The sequence below is a fragment of the Pseudomonas sp. MF08817 genome, assembly GCF_059862705.1.
The window spans coordinates 73,415-89,073 of sequence record NZ_JCBCUY010000010.1 but is presented as its reverse complement, the minus strand read 5'-3'; the positions used below and the strand labels follow the sequence as shown (position 1 = coordinate 89,073).

At 64.8% G+C, this 15,659-nt stretch carries 15 protein-coding genes; 8 read left to right on the top strand and 7 right to left on the bottom strand.

The genetic code is table 11. The features are described 5' to 3' along the window. The first annotated feature begins 13 nt into the window (after positions 1-13). The 5 genes from AC19YR_RS08375 to nirD all read left to right on the top strand — a co-directional run bounded on the left by AC19YR_RS08375 (position 14) and on the right by nirD (position 5,863). Positions 14-1,219, top strand: a complete 1,206-nt coding sequence (locus tag AC19YR_RS08375; protein WP_500597948.1) for a GNAT family N-acetyltransferase — start codon at positions 14-16, stop codon at positions 1,217-1,219. Beyond that, positions 1,156-1,986, top strand: a complete 831-nt coding sequence (locus AC19YR_RS08370) for a carbohydrate deacetylase (RefSeq protein WP_500597946.1) — start codon at positions 1,156-1,158, stop codon at positions 1,984-1,986. The genes AC19YR_RS08375 and AC19YR_RS08370 overlap by 64 nt, the downstream gene beginning before the upstream one ends. Before the next feature lie 37 nt (positions 1,987-2,023). Further along, on the top strand, positions 2,024-2,416 hold the full coding sequence (locus AC19YR_RS08365) for a VOC family protein (RefSeq protein ID WP_095110753.1): 393 nt from the start codon (positions 2,024-2,026) through the stop codon (positions 2,414-2,416). A 526-nt stretch (positions 2,417-2,942) separates the two neighbouring features. After that, a complete protein-coding gene (gene nirB / locus AC19YR_RS08360) occupies positions 2,943-5,501 on the top strand; it encodes a nitrite reductase large subunit NirB (RefSeq protein WP_095110754.1) in 2,559 nt (852 codons plus the stop codon). After that, a complete protein-coding gene (nirD, locus tag AC19YR_RS08355) occupies positions 5,501-5,863 on the top strand; it encodes a nitrite reductase small subunit NirD (RefSeq protein ID WP_095110755.1) in 363 nt (120 codons plus the stop codon). The genes nirB and nirD overlap by 1 nt, the downstream gene beginning before the upstream one ends. Positions 5,864-6,753: 890 nt before the next feature. Here the strand turns inward: nirD and AC19YR_RS08350 are convergent. The 7 genes from AC19YR_RS08350 to AC19YR_RS08320 form a co-directional block, all read right to left on the bottom strand. Then, a complete protein-coding gene (locus tag AC19YR_RS08350; protein ID WP_500597944.1) occupies positions 6,754-7,653 on the bottom strand; it encodes a SphA family protein in 900 nt (299 codons plus the stop codon). A gap of 172 nt (positions 7,654-7,825) precedes the next feature. After that, positions 7,826-8,887 (bottom strand): NADH:ubiquinone reductase (Na(+)-transporting) subunit F, encoded by a 1,062-nt coding sequence (locus AC19YR_RS08345; RefSeq protein WP_500597942.1) that lies wholly within the window; start codon positions 8,885-8,887, stop codon positions 7,826-7,828. 10 nt (positions 8,888-8,897) lie between these two features. Continuing rightward, positions 8,898-9,257 (bottom strand): phenol hydroxylase subunit P4, encoded by a 360-nt coding sequence (locus tag AC19YR_RS08340; protein ID WP_095110758.1) that lies wholly within the window; start codon positions 9,255-9,257, stop codon positions 8,898-8,900. A 61-nt stretch (positions 9,258-9,318) separates the two neighbouring features. Then, entirely contained in the window at positions 9,319-10,833 is a 1,515-nt protein-coding gene (locus AC19YR_RS08335) for an aromatic/alkene/methane monooxygenase hydroxylase/oxygenase subunit alpha (protein ID WP_095110759.1), read from the bottom strand. A 57-nt stretch (positions 10,834-10,890) separates the two neighbouring features. Beyond that, positions 10,891-11,163, bottom strand: coding sequence for an MmoB/DmpM family protein (locus AC19YR_RS08330; protein ID WP_095110760.1), 273 nt, complete (start codon positions 11,161-11,163; stop codon positions 10,891-10,893). Beyond that, complete coding sequence (locus AC19YR_RS08325; protein WP_095110761.1) at positions 11,160-12,155, bottom strand: aromatic/alkene monooxygenase hydroxylase subunit beta; 996 nt, start codon at positions 12,153-12,155, stop codon at positions 11,160-11,162. The genes AC19YR_RS08330 and AC19YR_RS08325 overlap by 4 nt, the downstream gene beginning before the upstream one ends. Before the next feature lie 39 nt (positions 12,156-12,194). Continuing rightward, positions 12,195-12,437: a phenol hydroxylase subunit gene (locus AC19YR_RS08320; RefSeq protein WP_095110762.1), complete on the bottom strand. Its 243-nt coding sequence runs from the start codon at positions 12,435-12,437 to the stop codon at positions 12,195-12,197. A gap of 352 nt (positions 12,438-12,789) precedes the next feature. Here AC19YR_RS08320 and AC19YR_RS08315 point away from each other — a divergent pair, with 352 nt between their 5' ends. From AC19YR_RS08315 to AC19YR_RS08305, 3 genes are all read left to right on the top strand, one after another. Then, the gene (locus tag AC19YR_RS08315) at positions 12,790-14,472 is read left to right on the top strand and encodes a sigma 54-interacting transcriptional regulator (protein ID WP_500597939.1); all 1,683 of its coding nucleotides are present in this window, start codon (positions 12,790-12,792) and stop codon (positions 14,470-14,472) included. A gap of 287 nt (positions 14,473-14,759) precedes the next feature. Next, positions 14,760-15,290, top strand: coding sequence for an iron transporter (locus AC19YR_RS08310; protein ID WP_095110764.1), 531 nt, complete (start codon positions 14,760-14,762; stop codon positions 15,288-15,290). Then, entirely contained in the window at positions 15,291-15,644 is a 354-nt protein-coding gene (locus AC19YR_RS08305; protein ID WP_500597937.1) for a cupredoxin domain-containing protein, read from the top strand. It abuts the gene before it with no gap. Positions 15,645-15,659: the final 15 nt, after the last annotated feature.

Sequence of the window (15,659 nt, the reverse complement as noted above, 5' to 3'; positions counted from 1 at the left end):
CAGCCTGAACGCCATGGCCGTGCGTTTCCAATGGCTGGGTTCGCTGCGCGACCCGTTTTTCCCCCAGGGCGCCTACGAACAATTGCGCCAGCGCTGCCCCGACGCCACGCCATTCAATACCCTGGCCTGGTTGCTGGCGGCCGAAGCGGCCCTGGGCCCGACCCAGCAGTTGCAGGTGTTACTGGCCTGGCAGGCCGATACCCTGTGCCTGTGCCTACCCCTGGTCAGTGGCCGCGAGCGTTTTGCCGGTTGGCCGTTTCGCGTGGTGCGCCACCTGGGCTTTCCCTTGGCCGACCGCCTCGGCTGGCTGGCGGAACTGGGCGTGGCAGACCTGCAACAAGCACTGGGGGAAATCCGCCGCCGGCAACCCCACGCCCTGCTCCAACTCAGCGAGCTGACCGACCTGCCGGACCGCCACAGCACCCTGGCCCACTGGATGTACCGCAGCTCCACCGCCGAGCGGCGCCTCAGTTGCCGGGTGCCGGTGCACCTGATCGGCGACGCCGACCGCGAGGAAGTCAGCGGCGCCCCCCGCTATAAACTGCGCCGCGCGCGCAAGCGCATTGCCGCCTGCGGCGCCCAGGTGCGGCGCTGGGTACCCGACGCGGCCAGCATCGGCCCGCTGCTGCAAGCCCTCAGCGATGTGGAGGCGCAGAGTTGGAAAGGCGACGAGGGCGTGGGCATCTTCAGCCCCGCCAACCGCCCGTGGATCATCCAGGCCTTCACCGCCCTGGCCGAGCAAGGCCTGGTGCGGGTGGTCAGCCTGGAGCTGGACGGGCGCTGTATCAGCTATCGCCTGGGCTTGCTCGAGCACGCTCGGCTATACGACTACAACCTGGCCTTCCTACCGCAATACGCCGACCTGGGCAGCGGGCGTGTGCTGCTGCAAGCCTGGATCGACTGGGGCCTGGACGACGGCTGGCGCTGGGTAGACGCCTCGCGGGTCAGCCTGGACAACTCCAGCCACCAACTCCACGAACGCATGAGCGACCAGGTCGAGCACTGGCGCTGGAGCTTCTATTCCTGGCGCCCCAGCGGCATTTGCCTGGGCCTGGGCCTGCGCCTGTGGCACCTGTTCAAGCCGTGGCTGCGCCGGCGCGCCAACTCCAACCTCGCACCACCGGCACCACCCATCCCCTGCCAGGAGGCACCGCCATGCCCAGCCACGTCATCATCAACGCCGACGACTTCGGCCTCGACGCCCACGAAAACGCCGTGATCCTGCAAGCCTTCCAGGCCGGCCTGATTAGCAGCGCCACGGCCATGGCCAACATGCCCGCATTTGCCCAAGCCTGCGCCATGGCTCGCCTGCCGCTGCTGCGGGGGCGCGTCGGCCTGCACCTGAACCTCACCCATGGCCGCCCCCTGAGCCAGGCCATCGTTGCGCAACCGGCGTTCTGCAACGGCGCCGGCGAATTCGACTTGCGCCTGCCGCGCCACTGCCTGTGGCTCCAGGCCTCGGTGCGCGAGGCCATCCACCAGGAACTGCACGCCCAATGGCAACGCTGCCTGGACCTGGGGCTCAAACCCAGCCATCTGGACTCCCACCAACACGTGCACAACATCTGGCCCATCGGCGAGATCCTCGCCCGCTTCGCCGCCCAGCACGGCGTACCGGTGCGCCTGGCACGCAACCTGGGCAGCCGGATCCACCCCGTCAAGCGCCTGTACAAAACCCTGCTCAACCGGCGCCTGCGCCAACTGGCCGCAAGCACCGCCGACTATGTCTGCACCCCGGCAGACCTGCGCGACCTGGCACCGCCCGAGCGGGGCCTGCTGGAAGTCATCGCCCACCCCAGCCTGCTCGACGGCGACTTCGGCGATACCTACCTGCGCCCCGAAGAGTCCTTGAGCCAGGTCCTGCAACAGCGCCTGGAAGGCATCGAGCGAGTGTCCTATGGCCACCGGGCCTCATCCGGCGGGGCCTGGAGCAATGCCGGGCGCCGGCACACCGATGCCTTTCAAAAACAGCAGCCGGGCAGTTAAGCTGCGCCCCCCATCATTGGCAAAGGAACGCTGCCCCATGAAGTTCGGATACACCATCGTCTACGTCCCCGACGTCGCCGCCTCCCTGGCCTTTTTCGAACAGGCCTTTGGTTTTGCCCGCGGGTTTTTGCATGAATCCGGAACCTACGGCGAACTGGCCAGCGGTGAAACCACCCTGTCCTTTGCCGCCCACGAACTGGGGGAGATGAACTTCCCCGGCGGCCACATCCAGGCCCACGCCTCAGCGCAACCTTTAGGGATGGAAATCGGCCTCGTCACCGACGACGTCCACGGCGCCCACACCCGCGCCCTGGACCATGGCGCCACGGAGCTCAGCGCGCCACAGCGCAAACCCTGGGGGCAAGTGGTGTCCTACGTGCGCTGCCCGGACGGCACCTTGGTGGAGTTGTGCACGCCGATCCAGGCTTGATTGCGCGGTGATGGCGAACCAGTGGGCCGCGTTGCCGGGGGCATTTGTGGGAGCGGGCCTGCCCGCGATGGCGGCATTGCAAGCGCTAGAGGGGCATCGGCTGTACCGGCCTCATCGCGGGCAGAGCCCCACAAAGGCCGATCATTTCTACTGGCCTCTGGGATAAGGCCCTGGTGCCCCAAAAAGAGTATTTCCGCTCCCGGATGCCCTGATCTGGTTCATCCCCTTTCTCGCCACACCCCACCATCAGCCGCGTAAAACCCTCTGCCTAGAGCCCTGCAACCCCATATATCCAACACTGGCACGAACCCTGCTACACCCCAGGCACACCCCCGAGTGGTCATCGACGACCACTGGCCTGCCCAGGCACGGGCGCGGTGATCCAGGCAACGCGGCCCAGGTCCCTCACCGCTAGCACAACGAACGCCAGGCAAAGACGCCTGGAGCTGATTCCCCAGCTCCAGGCGTTTTTTTTTGCTTTTTATTTGGCCCCCGCCCGGGCCGCGACCCGTTTCGAGGAAAGGCTATGAACCCCACCGTCACCCCCACCCCACGCGAAACCCTGGTGATTATCGGCAACGGCATGGTCGGCCATCATTGCGTCGAGCAACTGATCGAACAGGGCGCCCTGGCCCGCTATGAGGTGCATGTGTTCGGCGAAGAGCGCCAGCGCGCTTATGACCGCGTGCACCTGTCCGAATACTTCGCTGGGCGCGACGCCGAGTCCCTGGCCCTGGGCGATGCCGACCTCTACCTGCGCCACGGTGTGCACCTGCACCTGGGTGAACCGGTGCTGGCGCTCGACCGCGAGGCCAAGCAGATCGTCACCGGCGCCGGGCGTCAGGCCTACGACTGCCTGGTGCTGGCCACCGGTTCCTTCCCCTTTGTGCCGCCGATTCCCGGTGCGGCGGGCCCTTCGCGCCTGGTCTACCGCACGCTCGACGACCTCGACACTATCCGCGCCGCCGCCACCACCGCGCGCCGCGGTGTGGTAGTGGGCGGTGGGCTGCTGGGGCTGGAGGCGGCCAACGCGCTCAAGTCCTTGGGGCTGGAGGCCCATGTGGTGGAGTTCGCCGCGCAACTGATGCCGGTGCAACTCGACAGCCTGGGCGGCGAGGCCCTGCGCTCGCGCATCGAAGCCCTCGGCGTGCAGGTGCACCTGTCCCGCGCCACCCGGGAGATCGTCGCCGGCGAGGACTACGCCTACCGCATGAACTTCACCGACGAGCAGTTCCTGGAAACCGACCTGATCCTGTTCTCCGCCGGCATCCGCCCCCAGGACGCCCTCGCCCGCGACGCTGGGCTGGACGTGGCGCCCCGGGGCGGGGTGATGGTGGACAACCACTGTCGCACCAGCGATGCAGCGATCTTCGCCATCGGCGAATGCGCCTCGTGGAACGGCAGCGTGTTCGGCCTGGTCGCCCCCGGCTACACCATGGCCCGCACCGTTGCCGCGCACCTGGCCGGGCACGTGGCGCAACCCTTCACCGGCGCCGACATGTCCACCAAGCTCAAGTTGCTGGGAGTGGATGTCGGCTCCATCGGCGACGCCCACGCCACCACGCCGGGCGCACGCAGCTATCGCTACATCGACGAAGCCAGCGCCAGTTACCGGCGCCTGGTGGTGTCCGCCGACGGCAAGCATGTGCTGGGGGCGGTGCTGATTGGCGACAACAGCTACTACGACACCCTGCTGCAATACGCGCAAAACGGCATCGCCCTGCCCCAGGAACCGGCCAGCCTGATCCTGCCCAGCGGCGGCGCGGCCCCGGCGCTGGGCGCCGACGCTCTGCCCGCCAGCGCCACCCTGTGCTCGTGCCACAACGTCAGCAAAGGCGCGGTGTGCTGCGCCATCGACGCCGGGTGCAGCGACCTCGGTGCGCTCAAGCAACTGACCCGCGCCGCCACCGGTTGCGGCGGTTGCAGCGCCCTGCTCAAGCAAGTGTTCGAGCATGAACTCAGCGCCCGTGGCGTGGCGGTGGACAAGAGCCTGTGCGAGCACTTCGCCTATACCCGCCAGGAGCTCTACGCCCTGGTGCGCGTCGAAGGCATCGAGGATTTCGACCAACTGCTGCGCCGCCACGGCCGTGGCCACCTGGGCTGCGACATCTGCAAGCCGACTGTGGGTTCGATCCTCGCCTCGTGCTGGAACCAACCGATCATGGACCCGGCCCGGGTGGCCCTACAGGACACCAACGACACCTTCATGGCCAACATGCAGAAAAACGGCACCTACTCCATCATCCCGCGCATCGCCGCCGGCGAGATCACCCCCGACAAGCTCATGGTGCTGGGCGCGGTGGCGAAGAAGTACGACCTCTACACCAAGATCACCGGCGGCCAGCGCATCGACCTGTTCGGCGCGCAACTGCACGAACTGCCGGACATCTGGGGCGAACTGGTGGCGGCCGGGTTCGAGACCGGCCACGGCTATGGCAAATCCCTGCGCACGGTCAAATCCTGCGTGGGCAGTACCTGGTGCCGCTATGGCGTGCAAGACAGCGTGGCCATGGCCCTGCACTTGGAGAACCGCTACAAGGGCCTGCGCGCGCCGCACAAATTCAAACTGGCGGTTTCAGGCTGCACCCGCGAATGCGCCGAGGCGCAAAGCAAGGACATCGGCGTCATCGCCACGGAAAAAGGCTGGAACCTTTACGTCTGCGGCAACGGCGGCATGCGCCCGCGCCACGCCGAGCTGCTGGCCACCGACCTCGATGACGCGACCCTGCTGCGCTACATCGACCGTTTCCTGATGTTCTACATCCGCACCGCCGACAAACTGCAACGCACCTCGGTGTGGCGCGAAAGCCTGGAGGGTGGCCTGGACTACCTCAAAGCCGTGGTCATCGACGACAGCCTGGGGCTGGCGGGCGAGTTGGAGGCGCAGATGCACCAGGTGGTCGAGCGCTACGAATGCGAATGGGCCAACGCGATCGCCGACCCGGAAAAACTCAAGCGCTTTCGCACCTTCGTCAACGACCGACGCGCCGACCCGGACATCCACTTCGTCAAGGAGCGCGGCCAGCGCCGCCCGGTCCACAACCATGAACTGCAACTGATAAGCGTCACCCAGGAGGCCCACTGATGACCCCGCCAAACACCCTGCGAAACGCCGCCCCAGCCGTGCACTGGCAAGCACTGTGCAGCCGCCAGGACCTGGTGGCCGACTCGGGCGTTGTCGCCTGGTTCGACGGCGCCCAGGTGGCACTGTTCTACCTCAGCAGCGAAGAGCGCCTATACGCCGTGGATAACCGCGACCCGCAATCGGGGGCCAACGTGATCGGCCGCGGCATCGTCGGCCACCTCAAAGGCCACCGCGTCATTGCCTCGCCGCTGTACAAACAGCACTTCTGCCTCGACGACGGCCACTGCCTCGAAGACCCCCAGCAACAACTGCGCACCTGGCCGGTGCGGCTGGTGGGAGATGTGGTGGAAATAGCCGGCTGACAAGTGCCCGCGCCCTTGCAGGCAATACAGCGGTGGCGGCTGTACCGGCCCCATCGCGGGCAGGCCCGCTCCCACAGTTGAACTGTGGTGCGGGTGGGATGTTCATTTTCCTTGGTGGGAGCGAGCCTGCTCGCGAGGGCGGCACTGAGTGGCGATGACAAATGGCAGGGGTAAGACAGTTGCTCCCACAGGTCCTGCCAGCAGCACCACTGGAACGGTGGGAGAGCGGTGTCGGCTGTGCTGGCCCCATCGCGGGCAGGCCCGCCCCCACAGTTGAACTGTGGTGCGGGTGGGGTGTTCATTTTCCTTGGTGGGAGCGAGCCTGCTCGCGAGGGCGGCACTGAGTGGCGATGACAAATGGCAGGGGTAAGACAGTTGCTCCCACAGGTCCTGCCAGCAGCACCACTGAACGGTGGGAGAGCGGTGTCGGCTGTGCTGGCCCCATCGCGGGCAGGCCCGCCCCCACAGTTGAACTGTGGTGCGGGTGGGATGTTCATTTTCCTTTGTGGGAGTGAGCCTGCTGGCGAGGGCGGCACTGAGTGGCGGTGACAAATGGCAGGGGTAAGACAGTTGCTCCCACAGGTCCTGCCAGCAGCACCACTGAACGGTGGGAGAGCGGTGTCGGCTGTGCTGGCCCCATCGCGGGCAGGCCCGCTCCCACAGTTGAACTGTGGTGCGGGTGGGATGTTCATTTTCCTTTGTGGGAGCGAGCCTGCTCGCGAGGGCGGCACTGAGTGGCGGTGACAAATGGCAGGGGTAAGACAGTTGCTCCCACAGGTCCTGCCAGCAGCACCACTGAACGGTGGGAGCGGGCCTGCCCGCGATGGCGGCGGTACAGGCGATGCACTTCTGGCCGCTGCAACACTGCCACCGCAGGCACGCACACCGCCTCAGAACGGTACTGTCAATTTCATCCAGTACGCCTGCCCTTCAGCACGGTTGCGCACTTGGGTTTCCTGCTCCCATTTGGCAGTGAGGAACCAGCCGTTGGGGTTGGTGTACTTCACCGAGGGGCCAACGGCGAAAACCCGGCCCTTGTTATCGTCGATGCGCTCGCCGTACTGGCGGTCGTCGGTAGTCTGGCGGTAGACGTAGCCGCCCACCCCCACCACCCAGCCATTGCCCAAGCCCCAGCCCAGGGCGTAGTCCACGTGCAGTTCCTGGCCGGAGCGGTAGTCGGTGTCGTCATTCTTGAGGTTGAAGTCGTACATGATCTTCGCGTCCAGGTTCCACCCCGCCGGGTCGATGTACGACAGCGCCAGCACCGGTTCGATGCCCCAGTAGTTGCGCCCGATGTTGGTCTGGTCGTGGCGCTCGTAGCGCCCGGTCGGGGCCAGCAGGTCGAGGGCGACGATGGCGTGCATTTTCTCGCTCAGGTGATAGCCCAGGGCCGGGCCGAAGATCACATCCCCCAGGCCTTGCTTGCTTTGCGAATGGCCATTGATCGAAACCTTGAGGTCCACCAGCGGCACCAACGCATGGAACGCCAGGCTGGCGCCCAGCACCTGCTGCTCGGTGACCCAGATCAGGCGCGGGGCGATGGAGTTGGCGCGAATGCGCAAGTCCACCGGCACCTTGCGCCCGTCATTGCCGCGCAAGGTGTCGGCCTCGTAATGGCCGACAAAAAACTGCGAGTACAGCCCCGGCGGCGGCATGGCCCCGGACAGGTAGTTTTCTGCGCCATTGGGGTAGGTAGAACCGCCGCCCTCGGTGGCCAGCGCCGGCAGCGCGACGCCGGCCAACAGGCCGCACAGCAGGGAAGCATTGGTTTTGCAGGTGAATGGGCTCATCAGGGTTGACCTTTTATTGTTGTTATCCGGGTTGATGGCGTTGCTTCTCTGTGGCCAGCGGGCTCGCCCGCGCTGGGGTGCGCAGCAGCCCCCAAACCGTGCCCGGCCGAACAGCGATTTACGGCCGCTACGCGACCGAGCGCGGGCGAGCCCGCTTGCTACACACAAGGCGCTAGATGCGCTTGAACAGTGCCGAGCGGTTGCCTTGGCTGGCGCCGTCGGCGGCGCTGTAGAAACGCTCCATAAAAATGTCGCGCTCGAACAGGCGCCCTTGCATCAGGCAACTGATCGCCGCGTCGATCATCGGCGGCGGCCCGCACAGGTAGGCCTTGTTGGCGCTGAAGCGGCCGTCGAAATGGGCCTTGGCCGCTTCGTGCACGTAGCCTTTGAAGCCTTGCCACTGCGGGTCGTCGTCGGCCTGGCTGAGGGCCGGTACGTAGCTGAAATTGGCGTGGCGCCGCGCCAAGTCCTCGAACAGTTCGCGGTTGTACAGTTCGGCGCGGTTGCGCGCGCCCTGGAACAGCACGATGCGCCGCCCATCACCGCGTTGCAGCAGGTCGAGGATCATCGATTGCGGGCTCGACAGCCCCGAGCCGCCGGCGATGAAAATCAGGTCGCCAGCCTGGGAATCACGGACAAAAAACTGCCCGTAAGGCCCGGCCACCGCCACTTCATCACCCACCTGCAAGCCCTGGTGGATATACCCGGTGGCCGCCCCACCCTCCACCCGCCGCACGTGCAGCTCTATTTCGTCGGCGCGGGTGGGCGGGTTGGCCAGGGAAAATGCCCGGGTGCCGTCGATGCCCGGCAGTTGCAGGTTGATGTATTGCCCAGGTTGGAACGCCATGGGCCGGTCCAGTTTCAGGTGCAAGCCCTTGATGGTGGGCGACAGGTCGGTCAGCGCGGTGACCCGCGCCCGGTAGTCCTGTACCGGGTGGCCGGCGAAATCGGCGTCCACGTCCAGGTCGGCCTCGATCACCATGTCGCTCTGGGGCATGGCGCAGCAGGCGAGGATCTTGCCCTCGTCGCGCTCCATGTCCATCAGGGCGAAGGTGGACGCCGCACCCAGGTCGGCTTCGCCTTCCAACACCTGGACCTTGCAGGTGGCGCAGGTGCCGTGGCCGCAGGCAAACGGCAGCCACACGCCCTGGCGTAGCGCCGCTTCGAGGATGGTCTGGCCCTCCTCGACCTCGATCTGTTCGCCAGTAGGCTCGATGGTGACTTGATAACTCATGGGCGCCTCCTCAATTGCCAGTGCCGGCGATGCCGTTAAGCCCAGGGGTGTCCAGGTGCAGCAGGCTCTTGTGGTCGATGCCATTAGCCGCCAGGCTCAGGGCTGGGTCGGGCACGAACGGGCGGTCGTTGAGGCGCCAGTGGGCGGTGGTGAAATCCACCTGTGCCGCATCCGGGTGCGCCACCAGGGCCGGGCGCAGCACCTGGGTGAGGAAGTCGGCAAACAGCATCTGCGGCGGCAGCGGCCAGGTGAACGGCGCGCAAAACATCAGGTGGCGTTCCCAGCACAGGTACACCAGTTGCAGGCCGTTGAAGTTTTCCTGGCGATCCAGGGCGATGGCCTCGTAGGGGCCGATGGCAGTCACGGGCATGGTCTTGTCCTTTCTTGTTATGGGTCGATGCCCCGGGGCTAAAGCCCCGGGTTGGGCGGGTTCAGCCGGCCTTGTGGTTGGGGTGCCATTGCTGCCAGCGCTGGTGCTCGGTGGAGCCCAGGTACTCGAAGTTGTCTTCGCCGGGGGTGATGTTGTAGTAGTCGCGCACCACCGACTCCACGTCCGCGCCGCCGCAGTTGCCCTGCAGGATCTGGTGCACCGGCAACCAGGCCTGGATGTACTTGTGCGGCTCGAAGGTGAAGATGTCGCAGCAGCCATCGGAGCAGAAGTGGTAGCGCTCGCCCTCATGCTCGGCGCTGCGGTGGCTCAGGGTGCTGGGGTCGTCGGGCTCGCTGAACGCCAGGGGGATCTGGCAGATCTGGCACAGCATCGGCAGGGTCGGGTTGTAGAAGCGCTCACCCTTTTCCTGCAGGGCGCGCCAGTGCTCGAAGCGCGGGCGGTAGATCGCGTCGAAGGTGTCCGGGTACTTTTGCGAGAGCCAGTCCAGCTCTTCGTCGGTGGGCATCCAGGTGTGGAAGTTGGTGGCTTGGCTGTACTGGTAGAAGATCGACCAGGCCTGGTGGGTGATGTGTTCCTTGCCGATGTTGGCCTCTTCCACGTACTTGGGCGCGCGGATGCCGTAGCGCTCCAGGTCCTTGAACAGCGCCCCGCCCGCCTCCTCGAAGTACACGCCCCAGGCCTCGGACCAGGACATGACTTTGTTGGGCAGCATGTAGTCCATCATCATGCCCACCAGGGTCAGCAGGCGATAACCGCGCCAGAACCACTTGTCGATCCAGCGCTGGATGATCGGCACGTTGTCTTCGTGCTGTTCGAGCAAAAACTTGATGACCTCCAGGCCCAACGTCATGTGCCGCGCCTCGTCGGACTGGGCCGAGAAACCGAAGGTTACGGTGGCCATGTCGCCGTTGAACGCCGCGCCGGACATGAAAGGCACGAACAACAGGTTGGTCAGCACGTACTCGAAGGAAAACGAAATCGCCGTGAGGAACTCGAACGGCCCCGCCGTGCGCGCGTCCTCGAAGAACGACTTGGGCACCGAGAGGAACCACACCCGGTCGTGCATATGGGCGAAATCATGCAGGCCGTTGAAGTGCTTGTTGTAGTGGCTCATGGCGTGGATCTGGGTCTGCACATGGCGCAGTTCATCGATGGCCTGCATCTGGCAGGCCACCCGTGCACCGGCGCCACTGAACTGCCGGCCAACCCGGGCAAACCCTTGGTAGGCCTGGTATTCCAGAGGCGTGACGCCGGACAGGAACAGCTTCAAGGCGTTGACGTAACGGGCGTCCGACAGGCTGGTGTGGCCGTTGTTCTGGGCAAAGGCATCGAAGATCGCGTAGAGCTTTTTCTCTTTCTCGGCCTGGTACTTCCAGTAGGTGTCCATGGTCAGGCGAAAGGGGTCTTCCCACTTGTCCCAGTCGGTGATCTTGATGCCCTCGAAGCGCTCCAGCGGGTAGATGTCTTCGTGGCGCTGGTAGCTCGGCTCCCAGTCCAGGTCCCGGGTCATGCAACGGTATTTTTCTTTGGCGTTCAGGCGTTTTTTCACGGCCATGACGGTTCTCCCGCAAATGTTCTTATTGTTGAAAAGCTACGGCACGCACGCCGCGGGTCAGGTGTTCCAGTGCAGGGAAAAACAGTCGTCCTCTTCCTCGACGTTGCCGCCCAGGGTAATCACGTACATGAGCATTTCCTGGATGTCCCAGGGGCTGGCGGTGAGGGCCTCGACCGTCTCGCGGCGGATGTCCAGGCGCGCGTCGGCCTCGATGCGGATCATCGACGGCTGGTGCTGCACCACGGCGCCGGGGTTGTCCTGGACGATGGCCTCGACAATGGCGCGGGCGTAATCGTTGTCCTGCAGGTTGATGTACACGCGCGAGGTCATGGCGCCACCCCGCTCAGGCCGATTTTCTTCAGGCGCACGGCAAACTCGCTGCACACCGCGTCCAGCGCCGCGTCGCCCGGGCCCATGGCTGCCAGCGGGCGCACGGCGGCCAAGGCGCGGCGGCTCCACTGATCGACCCAGGTTTCGACCCGCGCCAGGTTAGCCGGGCTTTCAGCAATCACGGTCTTGACCAGGGCATCGACCCAGCGCTGGCTCTCGGCGAACCACAGGCGCATGAACTCGGTGAGCATGCCCACCTGCCCGGCGCCGTTGGCGCTCAGTTGTTCGTCGAACTTGTGGAACAGCAGCGGGTACACCAGGCCATCGCTGACCAGGTTCTGCGCCAGGGTCAGCTCGAACCAGTCGCGCACCACCAGGCTGTCCTCGACATAGCGGCGCAGGCCTTGCCAGGCTGGGTCGCCCAGCCATTGCTGCTTGGCTTTGGCCAGCAGCAGGACGTCGCCGTCGTCGAGCATCAGGCCGATGCGCGACAGGTACTGGGCAATGCCCAGGCGATCCATGGCGTGGAACATGTGCATCTGGGTCAGGCTGGTGCCCAGGCCATCGGCGGCGATGTTGCTGTTGTTCATGTTCGCCCCCAACTCGGCGTGACGCAGGGGCAGCAGCAGCGCGCTGATCTGCGTCAAGCTCACGGGGTCGAGGCCAGCAAGCATGTTGCGCTTCTCGCAGAAGGCGTAGTCGTGCTCGGCGTTTTCCTGCATCCGCGCCCGGGCCTGGACGTAGGCGCCGTAGTAATACTGGCGCGGGTCGCTGACCTTGCCCCAGTCGGCCATGACCACGGCGGTGCGGGTCGGGTCGTTGAGCAATTTGTCGGGCTGCCACAGCGGGCGGTAATGGAAATTGGTGGCGGCCTCCAGGTCGAAACTGGCCTCCTGATAACGGCTGGCGGGCTTGTCGCCAAAACGCCGGCGGGTATGGCTGAAGGTATGGCGCAAGGTCTGCACCGTGGTGGTCTTGATTTCTACACTCATGGCTTGGGGTCCTTTGTTTTTGTTATGGGCCGGTGTGCGCTAGGCGTCGCCGTAGCGCCACTTGCGCATGTCGGCCTCGATGGCCGCGCACATCTGCGCATCCATGTGCTGCACCCGGTTGGCCTGGCAGAACTGGGCGAAGGCCGGGCGCGGCATGACCAGTTCGACATACAGGTCGGGCGTGCCGATGGCGAAGTCGAACTCGACGAAAGTGGCGGCTTCGTCACTGCGTACCCGCACATAGCGCGGCAAACGGTCGAACGGGGTGGATGGGGTGGGCATGCTCAACTCCTCACAGGGGCCAGAGGGGCTAGAGCAATGGCTGTGCCAGGACCGTTTCAAAAACCTTGGATTATTTCTATCCCATTGATTTACATCGTTAATAAATAAAATTAGGGAGCGCGCCGGGGTGTCTGGATGGTCTCGACCCCAGCCCGGGCGAGCGGGGTTTTTCATCATTTGATCCATCGCCCCAAGGCCGTTTGAGCAAATGGTGCAAGGCGCTGTGGCAATTGACTTTCGCGGCGAATTCAGGCCGTTTAATAAGCGCCTGAAAGCAACCTGTGGGCGCCTGCCACACCGCCACAGGCAATACCCAAAGTCCCTACTAAAAAAACAACAGGGGTTAGCGTGCATGAGCATCAAATACCGGGCCACGGAGCACGCTCCGCTGGTCAAGGACCTGGCCGAACGCATCCGATTCCTGGGCAGCGAAGGCAAAATCTGGCTCGACGAACAACGCATGTTGCTGATGCAGGTGTCGGCCATGGCGTCGTGCCGGCGCGAGTTGATCGAGATGATCGGCGAAGAACGGGCCAAGGGTTTCTTCCTGCGCCTGGGCTATCAGTCGGGCCTCAAGGACGCCGAACTTGCCCGCAAACTTCGCCCTAATGGCAGCGATATCGAGATGTTTCTCACCGGCCCGCAACTGCATTCCCTTAAGGGCATGGTCAATGTGCGGCCGCTGAAAATGGACATCGACCTGGAGCGCGGCCACTTCTACGCCGACATCGAATGGCTCGATTCCTTCGAGGTGGAAAACCACCAGAGCGAGCACCTGCCCTCGCACCAACCGGTGTGCTGGATGCTGCTGGGTTACGCCATCAGCTACACCTCGTTTTTCGTCGGGCGCCAGATCATCTTCAAGGAAATCAGCTGCCGCGGCTGCGGTGACCTGCACTGCCGGATCATCGGCAAACCCGCCGAGCAATGGGACGACGCCGACGCCTTTATGCGCTATTTCCAGAGCGACCCGATCATCGAAGAGCTGCACAGCCTCAAGATCCAGATCGAGAGCCTGAACCAGCGCCTGGAACTGCGCGCCGGGCAGTTCTATGGCATTGGCCAGTCGGCGATCTACCGCAAGACCTGCGCCCTGATCGACAAGGCCGCGCCGGGCAAGACCTCGGTGCTGCTGACCGGCGAAACCGGGGTGGGCAAGGAAATCATCGCCCGCAGCGTACACCTGCGCAGCGAGCGCGCCGACGGGCCGTTCATTGCCCTCAACTGCGCGGCAATCCCGGCGGACCTGATCGAATCGGAGCTGTTCGGCGTGGAGAAAGGCGCGTTCACCGGCGCCCACCAATCACGCATGGGGCGCTTCGAGCGGGCCAATGGCGGCACCCTGTTTCTCGATGAAATCGTCGAACTCACGCCCAGGGCCCAGGCCAGCCTGCTGCGGGTGTTGCAGGAAGGCGAACTGGAACGGGTGGGCGACAGCCAGACCCGCCGCGTCGATGTGCGGGTCATCGCCGCTACCCATGAAGATTTGGCCCAAGCCGTCAAGGCCGGGCGTTTTCGCGCCGACCTGTATTACCGCCTGAACGTCTACCCGGTGAAAATCCCCGCCCTGCGCGAGCGCCGCGAGGATATCCCGCTGCTGATCGAACACTTCCTCGACAAGCTCCACGCCACCTACCCGAAGAAAAACCTTGGCCTCTCCGACCGCGCCCTGGAGGCCTGCATGCGCTACGACTGGCCAGGCAATATCCGCGAGTTGGAGAACCTGATCGAACGTGGGGTGATTATCACCGACCACAACCAAAGCATCTGCGTCGACGCCCTGTTCCCGCACCTGGGCGACGAAGCCCAGAGCATTGGCCTGGGCAGCGACGGCAACCTGGTCAGCCAGGAACGGGACGTGGCCAGCGATTGGGCCGAACAACTGATGGACCGTGGCCTGAGCCTGGAACAGGTCGAACAGGCCATGCTCAACAGCGCCCTGCAACGGGCCGGGCAGAACGTCTCCGAAGCCGCACGCCTGCTGGGCATGACCCGCCCGGCGTTGGCCTATCGCTTGAAAAAAGCGCCGTTGTAGCAAGGGCTTGCGACAGAGGGGAGCGGTGCGTCAGGGCTGCCGCCATCGCGGGCAAGGCCCGCTCCCACAGAGGCTGCGGCTTGCCACACATCCCGCCAGCACCACGCCTCCACGGTGGGAGCGGGCCTCGCCCGCGATAGGGCCGGTACAGGCGATGCACCGCTGGCGGCAGGAGGGCGGCTATCACCGTTGAGGCCTATCACCGGAAAAATTGACAATAATCATTATTATTCGCAGCAAAGCTTCCTAGACTCGGGTTCCCACTCCCTCGAGCCCAGGAAATTCCCATGCGCACGCCCGTTTCGCTGTCTGTTGCCCTGCTGCTTCTGTCGCCCCTGGCCCAGGCCAAGGAATACCCGATTGGCGAACCGCAGTTCTGCCCTGGGCTGGAGGTGGGCGCCGTGTATTTGCAACCCATCGAGATGGCGCCAGCAGGGATGATGCGCGCCACCGCCGATTCCGATGTGCACCTGGAAGCCGATATCCGCGCCACCGCCGACAACCGCCAGGGCTTTCAGGAAGGCAGTTTCGTGCCCTACCTGAATGTGGCCTTCAGTTTGAAAAAACAGGGCGCCAGCGACGAGATCAAAGGGGATTTCCACGCCATGGTGGCCAATGACGGGCCGCACTACGGCGACAACGTCAAGTTGCTCGGCCCAGGCAAGTACCAGCTCACGTTCACTGTGCTACCACCCTCGGGCCACGCTTCGCTGGGCCGCCACACCGACAAGGAAACCGGCGTCGAACCCTGGTTCGAGCGCTGCGAACTCCAGTACGAATTCGTCTACGCGGGGATCGGCAAGAAAGGCGGCTATTGAATGGCGATCCCTTCCCGCTTCGCCCAGACCCACCGGCGCTTCGGCGCGCTGCTGTTGGCCCTGGCGGTCACGCCGCTGGCCGCCGCGCCGCTGCCCACCTATGAGCTGAGCATCGACGACGGCCATTTCACCCCGGCCCTGTTGGAAGTACCGGCGGGGCTGCGGTTCAAGATCGTGCTCAAGAACATCGGCCAAGGCCCGGCGGAGTTCGAGAGCACGCCGCTACGGGCGGAAAAGGTACTGTCGCCGGGGGTGACCACCTTCGTCGTGATCCACCCGCTCAAGCCTGGCCACTATCCGTTCTTCGACGAGTTCCACCCGCAATTGCCCGAGGGCGGCATTCTCGCCCGCTAACCGCTGGAGCCTTGC

Excerpts from the sequence above, each read along its gene's own strand:
- AC19YR_RS08370 (WP_500597946.1), top strand. The coding sequence starts at position 1,156 with ATGCCCAGCCACGTCATCATCAACGCCGACGACTTCGGCCTCGACGCC.
- nirD (WP_095110755.1), top strand. The coding sequence starts at position 5,501 with ATGACCCCGCCAAACACCCTGCGAAACGCCGCCCCAGCCGTGCACTGG.
- AC19YR_RS08350 (WP_500597944.1), bottom strand. The coding sequence starts at position 7,653 with ATGAGCCCATTCACCTGCAAAACCAATGCTTCCCTGCTGTGCGGCCTG.
- nirB (WP_095110754.1), top strand. The coding sequence starts at position 2,943 with ATGAACCCCACCGTCACCCCCACCCCACGCGAAACCCTGGTGATTATC.
- AC19YR_RS08365 (WP_095110753.1), top strand. The coding sequence starts at position 2,024 with ATGAAGTTCGGATACACCATCGTCTACGTCCCCGACGTCGCCGCCTCC.
- AC19YR_RS08345 (WP_500597942.1), bottom strand. The coding sequence starts at position 8,887 with ATGAGTTATCAAGTCACCATCGAGCCTACTGGCGAACAGATCGAGGTC.
- AC19YR_RS08305 (WP_500597937.1), top strand. The coding sequence starts at position 15,291 with ATGGCGATCCCTTCCCGCTTCGCCCAGACCCACCGGCGCTTCGGCGCG.
- AC19YR_RS08335 (WP_095110759.1), bottom strand. The coding sequence starts at position 10,833 with ATGGCCGTGAAAAAACGCCTGAACGCCAAAGAAAAATACCGTTGCATG.
- AC19YR_RS08320 (WP_095110762.1), bottom strand. The coding sequence starts at position 12,437 with ATGCCCACCCCATCCACCCCGTTCGACCGTTTGCCGCGCTATGTGCGG.
- AC19YR_RS08375 (WP_500597948.1), top strand. The coding sequence starts at position 14 with ATGGCCGTGCGTTTCCAATGGCTGGGTTCGCTGCGCGACCCGTTTTTC.
- AC19YR_RS08310 (WP_095110764.1), top strand. The coding sequence starts at position 14,760 with ATGCGCACGCCCGTTTCGCTGTCTGTTGCCCTGCTGCTTCTGTCGCCC.
- AC19YR_RS08325 (WP_095110761.1), bottom strand. The coding sequence starts at position 12,155 with ATGAGTGTAGAAATCAAGACCACCACGGTGCAGACCTTGCGCCATACC.
- AC19YR_RS08340 (WP_095110758.1), bottom strand. The coding sequence starts at position 9,257 with ATGCCCGTGACTGCCATCGGCCCCTACGAGGCCATCGCCCTGGATCGC.
- AC19YR_RS08315 (WP_500597939.1), top strand. The coding sequence starts at position 12,790 with ATGAGCATCAAATACCGGGCCACGGAGCACGCTCCGCTGGTCAAGGAC.
- AC19YR_RS08330 (WP_095110760.1), bottom strand. The coding sequence starts at position 11,163 with ATGACCTCGCGCGTGTACATCAACCTGCAGGACAACGATTACGCCCGC.